Raw genomic sequence first — 13,339 nt, 5'->3', positions numbered from 1 at the left:
CGTTGAATATTGTGCGAAATATGCGTAGCGCCCCTCATCACGCTACGCTATAGGTGGTATCCAGGGACGGGCCAGCGCAGAGCCCTGCACGCCATGCTCATTCAGGTATCTGTCCAGCTCAACCATCCCCGTCCAGCGATTCTCGCACCACAGCGGGGCAAGCAGCGTCGGACGGCGAGCGCTGGCTGAAATCCGGTGATAAATCACCTCCGGCGGCGTATGACGAATCATCTCACCTGCCGTTAGCGTGTAGTCGTCCAGTTCGATGCCGTTCAGCCGCCCCGCTTCCCAGGCTTTGGCCATCGTACTGCCTTTCACAATATGCAGCGGATGCAGTTTAATACCGTCAACGCCCGTCTCCACCACACGCTCCATGGTTTGCAGGCATTCTGCCTGCCCTTCTCCCGGCAGCCCCACAATCAGATGCGCACACACTTTCAGCCCGCGCTCCCGGGCAATCCGGGTGGTACGCTGATAGCAGGCGAAGTCATGCCCGCGGTTAATTCGGTGCAGGGTTTTATCGTGCGCGGTTTGCAATCCCAGTTCCAGCCACACCTCGTAGCCTTGATCTTTATATTCACACAGTAAATCTACTACTGCCTGCGGGACGCAATCCGGACGCGTACCGACGCATAACCCGACGATACTGGCCTGGCTGACCGCCTGTTGATACATGGAACGCAGCACCTGCACTTCTGCAAAGGTGCTGGTGTAGGCCTGGAAATAGGCCAGATAGCGTTTAGCGCGGTTCACCAGATGCGCCTGATGCGCAAGCTGCTCGGCAATCGAATGATGCTGCTGCGCCTCATCGGCAAAAGAGGCGACATTACAGAAGGTGCAACCGCCACGCCCGATGGTGCCGTCGCGATTAGGGCAGCTAAAACCGCCATGAAGCGTCAGCTTATGAACCTTTTGCCCATACCGACGTAAAAGATCCCCACCAAACATATTGACTAATTTCTGTAACTGCATAATCTGATAGACCGCCTCTTAAAAAGAGGCCAAAGCCTGCCATTTTTAGTCTCCTTTGGCGATGACCTGGATCAATCGTCCCGGAAGGCTTTTATCCATTGCATAATAAAGCAAAATAAACGATATTTCATTCATAATCCCGCTGATGATTTTTCCTGATATTCCCCTCTTTTTTCAGCGTTTGCTGGGTCATCGATAAAAACAGTAGCATTCAATACTTCTCACGCTTAAAACAGCATAAAATGCCAAGATTTTTGAAAAAGCAAGGTAAGATAATGCCTGGCGAGCGGCTCTTATAGTGAGACAGATCACAGGCTTTCTGCCGCTCCGTATTAGCAGCCCTTCTATAAAAAACCATTTAATTTCAACAGATTCAAAAAGTTATCTGTGCTACAGCACACTTTTGCATAAATCAGTTTGCCATTTGACCTGGGTGTGGATTCCCGATAAGTTGGGGATCCGCTGGAAGCTTTCTGGATGAGCCGTCTGCTCATCATATTTATGCAGTAATTGAGATTCCCTCTTAACCGTATTTACCAATGCGCAAAGGACACAAAGAGGGCGAATGCGAGGTAAGCGTATGATGCGCCAGCCCCGTCGCCATGCTCTTGCTGTGCCCGCGCGCCGTCGGTTGGGAGAGCGTCCCGTAGAGCCTGGGGAGGTTCACTGATATGTTGTACGATAAATCCCTTGAGAAGGATAACTGTGGTTTCGGCCTGATCGCCCACATAGAAGGCGAACCTAGCCACAAGGTAGTGCGTACCGCCATACACGCGCTGGCCCGGATGCAGCACCGTGGCGCGATCCTTGCCGACGGTAAAACCGGCGACGGTTGCGGCTTGCTGTTACAAAAACCTGACCGTTTCTTTCGCATCGTGGCCGAAGAGCGCGGCTGGCGCTTAGCCAAAAACTACGCCGTCGGGATGATCTTTTTGAATAAAGATCCTGAACTGGCCGCCGCGTCACGCCATATTGTCGAAGAAGAATTACAGCAGGAAACCCTGTCGATTGTCGGCTGGCGCGATGTGCCAACCAATGAAGGCGTGCTCGGTGAAATCGCCCTCTCCTCTCTGCCGCGTATTGAGCAGATTTTTGTCAACGCTCCGGCAGGCTGGCGTCCGCGCGATATGGAGCGCCGTCTGTTTATCGCCCGCCGACGTATTGAAAAACGCCTGCAGGACGACAAAGATTTCTACGTATGCAGCCTGTCGAACCTGGTCAACATTTATAAAGGTCTGTGTATGCCGGCGGATCTGCCGCGCTTCTACCTGGATCTTGCGGATCTGCGTCTGGAATCGGCCATCTGCCTGTTCCACCAGCGCTTTTCCACTAACACTGTGCCGCGTTGGCCGCTGGCGCAGCCGTTCCGCTACCTGGCGCATAACGGCGAGATTAACACTATCACCGGCAACCGCCAGTGGGCGCGCGCCCGTACCTATAAATTCCAGACGCCGCTGATCCCGGATTTACAGTCCGCTGCGCCGTTTGTTAACGAAACCGGTTCGGATTCCAGCTCGCTGGACAACATGCTGGAACTGCTGCTGGCAGGCGGGATGGACATCATCCGCGCCATGCGCCTGTTGGTGCCGCCCGCCTGGCAGAACAACCCCGATATGGACCAGGATCTGCGCGCCTTCTTTGACTTTAACTCCATGCATATGGAGCCGTGGGACGGTCCGGCAGGCATCGTGATGTCCGACGGGCGCTTCGCCGCCTGTAACCTTGACCGTAACGGCCTGCGCCCGGCACGCTATGTCATTACCAAAGATAAGCTGATCACCTGCGCCTCCGAAGTCGGTATCTGGGACTATCAGCCGGATGAAGTGGTCGAGAAAGGCCGCGTCGGCCCAGGCGAACTGATGGTGATCGACACCCGCGGCGGACGTATTCTGCATTCCGCGGAAACCGATGACGATCTGAAAAGCCGCCATCCGTATAAAGCGTGGATGGAAAAGAATGTTCGCCGTCTGGTGCCGTTTGAAGAGTTGCCAGATGAAGAAGTCGGTAGCCGCGAACTGGACGATGACCTGCTCGCCAGCTATCAGAAACAGTTTAACTACAGCGCCGAAGAGCTGGACTCGGTTATCCGCGTATTGGGCGAAAACGGCCAGGAAGCCGTCGGTTCAATGGGCGACGATACCCCCTTTGCCGTGCTCTCCAGCCAGCCGCGTATTATTTACGACTACTTCCGCCAGCAGTTCGCGCAGGTCACTAACCCGCCTATCGACCCGCTGCGTGAAGCGCACGTCATGTCGCTCGCCACCAGCATCGGTCGCGAAATGAACGTCTTCTGCGAAGCGGAAGGTCAGGCCCATCGCCTGAGTTTTAAATCGCCAATTCTGCTGTACTCCGATTTCAAACAGCTCACTACCATGAGCGAGCATCACTACCGCGCCGACTGGCTTGACATTACCTTTGATGTCACCGAAACCACACTGGACGCGACGGTTAAAGCGCTGTGCGATAAAGCGGAACAGATGGTGCGCAACGGCACCGTGCTGCTGGTCCTCTCGGATCGCAATATCGGTAAGAATCGCCTGCCGGTCCCCGCGCCGATGGCGGTGGGCGCGGTGCAAACGCGTCTGGTGGAACAAAGCCTGCGCTGCGACGCCAACATCATCGTAGAAACCGGAAGCGCCCGCGATCCGCATCACTTTGCGGTACTGCTCGGCTTTGGCGCAACGGCCATCTATCCGTACCTGGCCTACGAAACGCTGGGGCGTCTGATTGATACCCAGGCCATCGCTAAAAACTACCGTACCGTGATGCAGAACTACCGTAACGGCATCAACAAGGGGCTGTACAAGATTATGTCCAAAATGGGCATTTCGACCATTGCCTCTTACCGTTGCTCCAAACTGTTTGAAGCGGTTGGGCTGCACGATGATGTGGTAAACCTGTGCTTCCAGGGCGTGGTCAGCCGTATCGGCGGCGCGAGCTTTGATGACTTCCAGCAGGATCTGCTGAATCTCTCCAAACGCGCCTGGCTGGCGCGCAAACCCATTAGCCCGGGCGGCCTGCTGAAGTACGTCCACGGCGGCGAATATCACGCCTATAACCCGGATGTCGTGCGTACCCTGCAACAGGCGGTACAGAGCGGCGAATACAGCGATTATCAGGAATACGCCAAACTGGTCAATGAGCGTCCGGCGGCAACGCTGCGCGATCTGCTGGCGATACATCCAGACGGCGAGGCGGTGACTATCGACGAGGTTGAGCCCGCCAGTGAGCTGTTTAAACGCTTTGATACCGCAGCCATGTCTATCGGCGCATTAAGTCCGGAAGCACACGAAGCGCTGGCGGAAGCGATGAACAGCCTCGGCGGCAACTCCAACTCCGGCGAAGGCGGTGAAGACCCTGCGCGCTACGGCACCAATAAAGTGTCGCGTATCAAACAGGTGGCCTCTGGTCGCTTTGGCGTGACACCGGCCTACCTGGTCAATGCCGATGTGATTCAGATTAAAGTCGCTCAGGGCGCGAAACCGGGCGAAGGCGGTCAGTTGCCGGGGGATAAAGTTACCCCGTACATTGCTAAACTGCGTTATTCAGTGCCGGGCGTGACGCTGATCTCCCCGCCGCCGCACCACGATATCTACTCTATCGAGGACTTAGCGCAGCTCATTTTCGACCTCAAGCAGGTCAACCCGAAGGCGATGATCTCCGTGAAGCTGGTGTCCGAACCGGGCGTTGGCACCATCGCGACCGGCGTGGCGAAAGCCTATGCGGATCTGATCACTATCGCCGGTTACGACGGCGGTACCGGTGCCAGCCCGCTCTCTTCGGTGAAATATGCGGGCTGTCCGTGGGAACTCGGACTTGTTGAAACCCAGCAGGCGCTGGTCGCCAACGGTCTGCGTCACAAGATTCGTCTGCAGGTGGACGGCGGTCTGAAAACCGGCGTCGATATCATTAAAGCGGCAATTCTCGGTGCGGAAAGTTTCGGCTTCGGCACCGGTCCGATGGTGGCGCTGGGCTGTAAATACCTGCGCATTTGCCATCTGAACAACTGCGCAACCGGCGTGGCGACGCAGGATGAAAAACTGCGTAAGAACCACTATCACGGCCTGCCGTTCAAAGTGACCAACTACTTTGAATTTATCGCCCGCGAAGTGCGCGAGCTGATGGCTTCGCTTGGCGTGACCCGCCTGGTGGATTTGATTGGCCGCACCGACCTGCTGAAAGAGCTGGAGGGCTTCACCGCTAAACAGCAGAAGCTGGCGCTGTCTCGTCTACTGGAAACCGCTGAACCTCATCCGGGTAAAGCGCTGTACTGCACCGAGAATAACCCGCCGTTTGATAACGGCGTGCTGAATGCGCAACTGTTGCAGCAAGCGAAACCGTTTGTCGATGCGCGCCAGAGCAAAACCTTCTGGTTCGACATCCGCAACACCGATCGTTCCGTCGGCGCGTCGCTTTCCGGCTACATCGCACAGACCCACGGCGATCAGGGGCTGGCTTCCGATCCGATTAAAGCGCACTTCAGCGGTACCGCAGGCCAGAGCTTTGGCGTGTGGAACGCGGGCGGTGTGGAGTTATATCTGACTGGCGATGCCAACGACTATGTCGGTAAAGGTATGGCAGGCGGTTTGATCGCCATCAGACCACCGGTAGGTTCCGCCTTCCTCAGTCATAAAGCCAGCATTATCGGCAACACCTGCCTGTATGGAGCGACCGGTGGCCGTCTGTACGCGGCGGGCCGCGCGGGCGAACGTTTCGGCGTGCGTAACTCCGGGGCGATTACCGTGGTAGAGGGCATCGGCGACAACGGCTGTGAATACATGACCGGCGGCATCGTCTGCGTGCTGGGTAAAACCGGCGTTAACTTCGGCGCGGGGATGACCGGCGGCTTCGCCTATGTGCTGGACGAAGATGGCGAATTCCGTAAACGCGTGAACCCGGAACTGGTAGAAGTACTGGACGTTGATTCGCTGGCTATCCACGAAGAGCATCTGCGCGGCCTGATCACCGAGCACGTGCAACATACTGGTTCGCAACGCGGCGAAGAGATCCTGTCCAGGTGGTCAAGCTTCTCAACCCAATTCGCGTTAGTTAAGCCCAAGTCCAGCGATGTCAAAGCCCTGTTGGGCCACCGTAGTCGTAGTGCGGCAGAATTGCGCGTGCAGGCGCAGTAAGGAATTGAAATGAGCCAGAATGTTTATCAATTTATCGACCTGCAGCGCGTTGATCCGCCGAAGAAACCGCTGAAGATCCGTAAGATCGAGTTTGTTGAAATCTACGAACCGTTTTCTGAAGGTCAGGCGAAAGCCCAGGCGGATCGCTGTTTGTCCTGCGGTAACCCCTACTGCGAGTGGAAATGTCCGGTACATAACTACATCCCGAACTGGCTGAAACTGGCTAACGAAGGGCGTATTTTTGAGGCGGCTGAGCTATCGCACCAGACCAACACCCTGCCGGAAGTGTGTGGCCGCGTCTGCCCGCAGGACCGCCTGTGCGAAGGCTCCTGTACGCTGCACGATGAGTTCGGCGCAGTGACCATCGGTAACATTGAGCGCTATATCAACGATAAAGCGTTTGAGATGGGCTGGCGCCCGGATATGACCGGCGTGCGCCAGACGGACAAACGGGTAGCGATTATCGGCGCAGGTCCGGCAGGGCTGGCGTGCGCCGACGTGCTGACCCGCAACGGCGTGAAGGCGGTGGTCTTTGATCGCCATCCGGAAATCGGCGGCCTGCTGACCTTCGGTATTCCAGCTTTCAAACTGGAAAAAGAGGTGATGACCCGCCGTCGCGAGATCTTCACCGGCATGGGTATTGAGTTCAAACTTAATACCGAAGTGGGTCGTGATGTACAGCTTGAAGATCTGCTGAAAGATTACGATGCGGTATTCCTTGGCGTCGGCACCTATCAGTCGATGCGCGGCGGGCTGGAAAATGAAGATGCGGACGGGGTTTTCGACGCTCTGCCGTTCCTGATCGCCAATACGAAGCAGATCATGGGGTTTGGCGAAACCAGCGACGAACCATATGTCAGTATGGAAGGAAAGCGCGTGGTGGTGCTGGGCGGCGGCGATACCGCAATGGACTGCGTACGTACCTCCATTCGTCAGGGCGCAACGCACGTAACCTGTGCTTATCGTCGTGATGAAGAGAACATGCCGGGTTCCAGACGCGAAGTGAAAAACGCGCGCGAGGAAGGTGTCGAATTTCAGTTTAACGTTCAACCGCTGGGCATTGAAGTCAATGCCAACGGCAAAGTGAGCGGCGTAAAAATGGTGCGCACTGAAATGGGCGAACCGGATGCCAAAGGCCGTCGGCGGGCGGAGATCGTCGCCGGTTCCGAGCATGTGGTTCCGGCTGATGCGGTGGTGATGGCATTTGGTTTTCGTCCACACAGCATGGAATGGCTGGCGAAACACAGCGTGGAGCTGGACTCGCAGGGACGAATTATCGCGCCGGAACGCAGCGATAATGCTTTCCAGACCAGCAACCCGAAAATCTTCGCCGGTGGCGACATCGTGCGCGGTTCCGATCTGGTGGTGACGGCGATTGCGGAAGGCCGTAAAGCGGCTGACGGGATTATGAACTACCTCGAAGTGTAACCCTTCCGGCTCCCCTGGTTGATGCCTTGTGCTGATGGCTGGGGAGCCGATATTCCTCTCCTCAATATCTCTCCTGCCGATTCTGGAAACCCGCTCGTAAATCGAGATGTAATGCCATGTAAAATCCGTTCTTGACATCCTCCCCCACCTTCGCACTTCGTGACTCAGGTGGGGGATTCCCATTAGTGGGTGACGACTGATTGCTCAGCGTCTGGTTCCTGTTTCAGACGGGCGGCCTGACTGCACCATCCCTCCACAGGCAAGAACGACGTGCCCCGCCGCTAAAATGTTACGAGCGCCATTTACATCAGCGTTCGCTGTATATCCGCATGCCTGACACACAAATTTACTTTGTGACAGGCGATTTTCTTTCGCGGTATGACCACAGCACGCGCAACGCTGGCTTGTGTATGCTGGCGGAACCGCAAGCACCTGACCGCCACGCCAGAGCTGTTTGTACTCAAGCTGGCGGCGCATTTCATACCAGCCCTGATCCAGTATCGAACGGTTTAGACCTGATTTGGCCTTGACGTTTCGTCCGTGCTGTTCTGCTGTACCTTTTGCCGATTTCGACATGTTACTCACCTTCAAATCCTCAATGACTATCATCGCGTGGTTTTTGCTGATTTCACTGGTAACTTTATGAAGGTAGTCGCGCCGGATATTGGCTATGTGCGAGTGCAGACGCTGGACTTTTCGCTTTTGTTTCTGCCAGTTACTGCTGAATCTGACTTTACGGCTTAACTGCCGCTGGAGTGTTGCCAGCTTGCGCTGACTTGCTTTAAAACTGTTGACTGGTTGGTATACCGTACCGTCTGAAAGCGTGGCGAGTTTTGTTACTCCTGCGTCCAGACCGACTATCGTTGTGCTTGTGTGATTGGGTTCTGCCGTTTTAACTTCAACCTGAAACGAGATATACCACTGTCCCGCTAACTGACTGATTGTCGCATTTTTGATTTTACCGTTCACACGTTGAGATTGCCGGAATTTTACCCACCCAAGACCTGACGGTAGCTTCACTCTGCGATTTTCAAGGCGGCAATATTTCTCAAAGTTCACAAAACGGATTGAGTCTCTGCCCTCATTTTTTCGTTTCCATACCGGGGCCTTAGCTGCGAGCTTTTTATCAAAGCAACGTTTCCATGCAGCATGCAGGTCTTTCAACTTTTGCTGCAGATTGTCGGTATAAGCATCCTGTAAAAAGATGTGTTCCGGCATTTTTTTCCACACCGTAAGCATCCTGTTCAACTCGAAAGCCGAAGGTAACTTTTCGCCTGAGCCAAGGATGCGCTTTGTCTCCGCAAGACCTAAATTCCAGACAAAACGGGCGCAACCACATAACTGCCGCAAACGCTGCGACTGTTCAGGCGTTGGTTCCAGTCTGAATTTGTAGGCTTTCAGGATTAGCATCATCACTCAGTGTGTAGGAGATTTGTTTGCTATGTTACTGTTTTTACGGTCAACTTCAATGCAAAAGCATAAAATTAATCGTTCAAGACATGCCGCCTTCCTTTTGCATGTTCATCTTGTCTTTGTAACAAAATACCGTCGAAAGATACTGGGTGAGTCACACTATGCTGCATTCCATCAGTATGCAGCAGAAGTCTGCCATGATTTTGGTGCAGAACTTAAAGAAAGTAACGGAGACGTCGATCATGTCCACATGCTGATCGAATACCCACCAACAGTGCAGCTTTCGGTACTGGTTAACTCACTGAAAGCTGTGACATCCCGCCGTCTGCGAAACGAATTTATTGATTTGCGGGGAGCATACGGAAAAGCCGTGCTCTGGTCGAGGTCATACTTTGCTGGCTCGTGCGGAGGTGCGCCGCTGGAAGTTGTGAAGCAATACATTCAACATCAGCGTGGCTGATGATCCTTCGGGCTTTTCAAGCCCGTCCAAATTCCCCTCCCGCCTTATGTCGGCGGGAGTACCCTTTGGAGTTAAGATGGATTGATCCGTTTACGCCTGAAGCGTATTGATAGCGTTCTAATTTCACAATGAAACTATCACGAAAGGGATGACATGACGAATCCAACTTTAGCGCCACAGTCTGATGAATATCAGCAAATTCATGACGGCATTATTCGTCTGGTCGATACGGCACGTACCGAGACCGTGCGCAGCATCAATGCCATTATGACTGCCACCTACTGGGAAATTGGCCGACGTATTGTCGAATTTGAACAGGGAGGAGAAGCGCGAGCGGCCTATGGTACTCAGCTTATCGAACGATTATCGGTAGATTTAAGTCAGCGCTATAAGCGCGGTTTTTCCACCAGAAACCTATGGCAAATCCGTACATTTTATCTTTGTTTTCAACATATTGAAATTCCGCAGACACTGTCTGCGGAATCTTCAAATCTCATACCGCTCGCCAAAACATTCCCTCTTCCCTGGTCGGCGTATGTCCGCCTCTTGTCGGTAAAAAATCCCGATGCCCGCACTTTTTACGAGAAAGAGACGCTACGTAACGGCTGGTTCGTACGGCAGCTCGACAGGCAAATCGCCACTCAGTTTTACGAACGAACGCTACTGTCCCACGACAAATCCGCTATGTTGCAGCAGCCTGCACCCGCCGAGCCAAACGTTTTGCCGGAGCAAGCCATACGCGACCCGTTCATTCTGGAATTTCTTAACCTGAAGGACGAGTATTCCGAATCAGATCTCGAAGACGCGCTGCTCAGCCACCTGATGGACTTTATGCTGGAGCTTGGTGACGATTTTGCTTTTGTTGGCCGCCAACGCCGACTACGCATAGACGATAGCTGGTTCCGCGTCGACCTGCTGTTCTTCCATCGTCGCTTGCGCTGCCTGTTGCTCGTTGACCTGAAAGTAGGCAAATTCGGTTATGCGGATGCCGGGCAGATGAATATGTACCTGAACTATGCCAAAGAGCACTGGACAATGCCCGGAGAAAACCCGCCAGTCGGCCTGGTTTTGTGCGCAGGGAAAGGCGCGGGGGAAGCGCATTACGCGCTGACTGGCCTGCCAAACACCATCATGGCGAGCGAGTACAAAGTGCAGTTGCCCGACGAAAAATTACTCACAGACGAACTTATTCGTTCGCAAACCATGCTGGAAACTCAACTCACACGCGGTGGTTCACTGACAACGGAGAAAAACTAACGAACCATTAATGCCATGAATGATTATCAAAAAAATATCACACGAAAACGTTTGCTTTATTCTGAGAACTGTATATTATGCGGCGGATTTTTTGGGCAAAATTCATGGAGGCGTTGTGTCGCAGGACAACAATTATAGCCAGGGCCCCGTCCCTCTGGCGGCGCGGAAGGGCGTGATTCCACTGACGTTTGTCATGTTGGGTTTAACGTTTTTTTCCGCCAGTATGTGGACCGGAGGGACACTCGGCACCGGTCTTTCTTATAATGATTTCTTCCTCGCAGTTTTCTTCGGTAACCTCCTCCTCGGTATATACACTGCATTTCTTGGCTACATCGGCGCAAAAACCGGACTCTCCACCCACCTCCTTGCACGTTACTCCTTTGGCGTTAAAGGCTCATGGCTTCCCTCGCTGCTGCTAGGCGGTACTCAAGTGGGCTGGTTTGGCGTTGGCGTAGCGATGTTCGCTATTCCGGTCAGTAAAGCGACGGGCATTGATGCCAATATTCTGATTGCCGTTTCGGGTCTACTGATGACCCTGACCATTTTTTTCGGCATCTCGGCGTTGACCATTTTGTCTATCATTGCCGTACCCGCGATCGTTATTCTGGGCAGCTACTCCGTCTGGCTGGCGATCAGCGGCGTGGGTGGGCTGGAGCATTTAAAAACGATAGTGCCGCAGACGCCGCTGGATTTTTCCAGCGCGCTGGCGCTGGTGGTGGGATCGTTTGTCAGCGCCGGTACATTGACCGCCGACTTCGTCCGCTTCGGGCGTCATGCCAAAAGCGCCGTACTGATTGCGATGGTCGCTTTTTTCCTCGGCAACTCGCTGATGTTTATCTTTGGCGCGGCAGGCGCTGCCGCCGTCGGTCAGGCGGATATCTCTGACGTGATGATAGCGCAGGGGCTGCTGCTGCCCGCGATTGTGGTGCTTGGCCTGAATATCTGGACCACCAACGATAACGCGCTGTACGCATCGGGTCTGGGCTTCGCCAATATTACCGGTCTTTCCAGCCGTACGCTGTCGGTGGTGAACGGGATTATCGGTACCGTGTGCGCGCTGTGGCTTTACAATAATTTTGTCGGCTGGCTGACGTTCCTGTCATCTGCCATCCCACCGATTGGCGGAGTGATTATTGCCGACTATCTGTTGAACCGTCGCCGCTATGCCGACGTCAATACCGTGCGCTTTATTCCCGTTAACTGGATTGCTATTCTTTCCGTCGCGCTGGGCATCGCCGCCGGACATTATGTTCCTGGTATTGTGCCCGTCAACGCCGTACTCGGCGGCGTCTTCAGCTATATCCTGCTGAATCCACTTTTCAACCGCAGCCTTGCTAAATCACCAGAGGTCAGCCATGCAGAACAATAACATCACTATTCGTCAGACGCGTCTGCAGGGACACGAAGGATTATGGCAGATTACGATTGAAAACGGGCGCTTTAGCCGGATTGAGCCTCAGGAAGCCGCATCGTTACCGCAGGGCGAAGTGCTTGATGCCGAAGGCGGTCTGGCTATTCCACCGTTTGTTGAGCCACATATCCACCTGGATACCACGCAAACGGCGGGTGAACCGAGCTGGAACCAGTCCGGCACACTGTTTGAAGGGATTGAGCGCTGGGCAGAACGTAAAGCAATGCTCACGCATGAAGATGTGAAAGCGCGCGCGATGCAGACCCTGAAATGGCAGATGGCTAACGGCATCCAGTACGTTCGTACTCACGTTGACGTTTCAGATCCTACGCTCACCGCGCTGAAAGCCATGCTGGAAGTGAAGCAAGAGGTTGCGCCGTGGGTAGACCTGCAAATCGTCGCCTTTCCGCAAGAAGGTATTCTGTCTTATCCCAACGGTGAAGCGCTGTTAGAGGAAGCCGTGCGTTTGGGCGCTGACGTTATTGGTGCCATTCCGCACTTTGAGTTCACGCGGGAATATGGCGTTGAATCGCTGCACAAAATCTTTGCACTGGCGCAGAAATACGATCGCTTGATCGATGTGCACTGCGACGAAATTGATGACGAGCAGTCTCGCTTTGTCGAAACGGTCGCGGCACTGGCGCATCGTGATGGCATGGGGGCGCGCGTGACCGCCAGCCACACCACGGCTATGCACTCGTACAACGGCGCGTATGCGTCACGCCTGTTCCGCCTGTTGAAAATGTCGGGGATTAACTTCGTCGCCAACCCGCTGGTGAATATTCATCTGCAAGGGCGGTTTGACACTTACCCGAAACGTCGTGGCGTCACGCGGGTGAAAGAGATGCTGGAAGCGGGGATCAACGTCTGCTTTGGCCATGATGACGTCTTCGACCCGTGGTATCCATTAGGCACCGCCAATATGCTGCAGGTGTTGCATATGGGGTTACACGTTTGCCAGTTGATGGGGTATGGGCAAATCAACGACGGGTTAAATCTGATCACTACCCACAGCGCAAAAACCCTGCATTTACAGGACTACGGTCTGAGCGTCGGCAATGCCGCGAATCTGGTTATCTTACCCGCTGAGAATGGATTCGATGCGGTACGTCGCCAGACGCCTGCCCGTTACTCGATTCGCCACGGGCGGGTGATTGCCGAGACGGTGCCGAGCCAGACGACGCTGCACCTGACCCAGCCGGAAGCCGTGACGTTTAAGCGTTAACCCGTCATACCCGCGCTCTCCGGCACATTCACCACGCAGCC

Annotated in this window: 8 protein-coding genes; 6 read left to right on the top strand and 2 right to left on the bottom strand. The window is 54.4% G+C overall.

Annotated features, from left to right (window positions below; translation table 11 throughout):
- Nucleotides 1-42: 42 nt before the first annotated feature.
- Complete coding sequence (locus ACLD4F_RS14530; protein ID WP_172496390.1) at nucleotides 43-972, bottom strand: TIGR01212 family radical SAM protein; 930 nt, start codon at nucleotides 970-972, stop codon at nucleotides 43-45.
- A gap of 671 nt (nucleotides 973-1,643) precedes the next feature.
- On the opposite strand from ACLD4F_RS14530, the gene gltB reads away from it, so the two are divergent.
- Entirely contained in the window at nucleotides 1,644-6,104 is a 4,461-nt protein-coding gene (gltB, locus tag ACLD4F_RS14525; protein ID WP_001748595.1) for a glutamate synthase large subunit, read from the top strand.
- A gap of 9 nt (nucleotides 6,105-6,113) precedes the next feature.
- Nucleotides 6,114-7,532 carry a glutamate synthase subunit GltD gene (gene gltD, locus ACLD4F_RS14520; protein WP_000081635.1) on the top strand — a complete coding sequence of 473 codons (1,419 nt, stop codon included), beginning with the start codon at nucleotides 6,114-6,116 and terminating at the stop codon, nucleotides 7,530-7,532.
- A 204-nt stretch (nucleotides 7,533-7,736) separates the two neighbouring features.
- Here the strand turns inward: gltD and ACLD4F_RS14515 are convergent, their stop codons facing one another.
- Nucleotides 7,737-8,942, bottom strand: coding sequence for an RNA-guided endonuclease InsQ/TnpB family protein (locus ACLD4F_RS14515; protein ID WP_170909866.1), 1,206 nt, complete (start codon nucleotides 8,940-8,942; stop codon nucleotides 7,737-7,739).
- Between the two features lie 58 nt (nucleotides 8,943-9,000).
- Between ACLD4F_RS14515 and tnpA the strand changes: the two genes are divergently transcribed.
- The 4 genes from tnpA to ACLD4F_RS14495 all read left to right on the top strand — a co-directional run bounded on the left by tnpA (nucleotide 9,001) and on the right by ACLD4F_RS14495 (nucleotide 13,298).
- Nucleotides 9,001-9,405 (top strand): IS200/IS605 family transposase, encoded by a 405-nt coding sequence (tnpA, locus tag ACLD4F_RS14510; RefSeq protein WP_170909864.1) that lies wholly within the window; start codon nucleotides 9,001-9,003, stop codon nucleotides 9,403-9,405.
- Between the two features lie 153 nt (nucleotides 9,406-9,558).
- Entirely contained in the window at nucleotides 9,559-10,662 is a 1,104-nt protein-coding gene (locus ACLD4F_RS14505; protein WP_023376143.1) for a YhcG family protein, read from the top strand.
- 115 nt (nucleotides 10,663-10,777) lie between these two features.
- Nucleotides 10,778-12,031: a cytosine permease gene (gene codB, locus ACLD4F_RS14500; protein ID WP_411010907.1), complete on the top strand. Its 1,254-nt coding sequence runs from the start codon at nucleotides 10,778-10,780 to the stop codon at nucleotides 12,029-12,031.
- Complete coding sequence (locus ACLD4F_RS14495; protein WP_001180680.1) at nucleotides 12,018-13,298, top strand: cytosine deaminase; 1,281 nt, start codon at nucleotides 12,018-12,020, stop codon at nucleotides 13,296-13,298. Before codB ends, ACLD4F_RS14495 begins: the two co-directional genes overlap by 14 nt.
- Nucleotides 13,299-13,339 lie beyond the last annotated feature (41 nt).

It is taken from the genome of Salmonella sp. 741265050_HSA (assembly GCF_046569445.1).
GTDB lineage: Bacteria > Pseudomonadota > Gammaproteobacteria > Enterobacterales > Enterobacteriaceae > Salmonella > Salmonella enterica.
Note: the sequence above shows the minus strand (reverse complement) of the source record. Positions and strands in the feature narration are given on the sequence as shown.

Excerpts from the sequence above, each read along its gene's own strand:
- ACLD4F_RS14530 (WP_172496390.1), bottom strand. The coding sequence starts at position 972 with ATGCAGTTACAGAAATTAGTCAATATGTTTGGTGGGGATCTTTTACGT.
- gltB (WP_001748595.1), top strand. The coding sequence starts at position 1,644 with ATGTTGTACGATAAATCCCTTGAGAAGGATAACTGTGGTTTCGGCCTG.
- gltD (WP_000081635.1), top strand. The coding sequence starts at position 6,114 with ATGAGCCAGAATGTTTATCAATTTATCGACCTGCAGCGCGTTGATCCG.
- ACLD4F_RS14515 (WP_170909866.1), bottom strand. The coding sequence starts at position 8,942 with ATGCTAATCCTGAAAGCCTACAAATTCAGACTGGAACCAACGCCTGAA.
- tnpA (WP_170909864.1), top strand. The coding sequence starts at position 9,001 with ATGCAAAAGCATAAAATTAATCGTTCAAGACATGCCGCCTTCCTTTTG.
- ACLD4F_RS14505 (WP_023376143.1), top strand. The coding sequence starts at position 9,559 with ATGACGAATCCAACTTTAGCGCCACAGTCTGATGAATATCAGCAAATT.
- ACLD4F_RS14495 (WP_001180680.1), top strand. The coding sequence starts at position 12,018 with ATGCAGAACAATAACATCACTATTCGTCAGACGCGTCTGCAGGGACAC.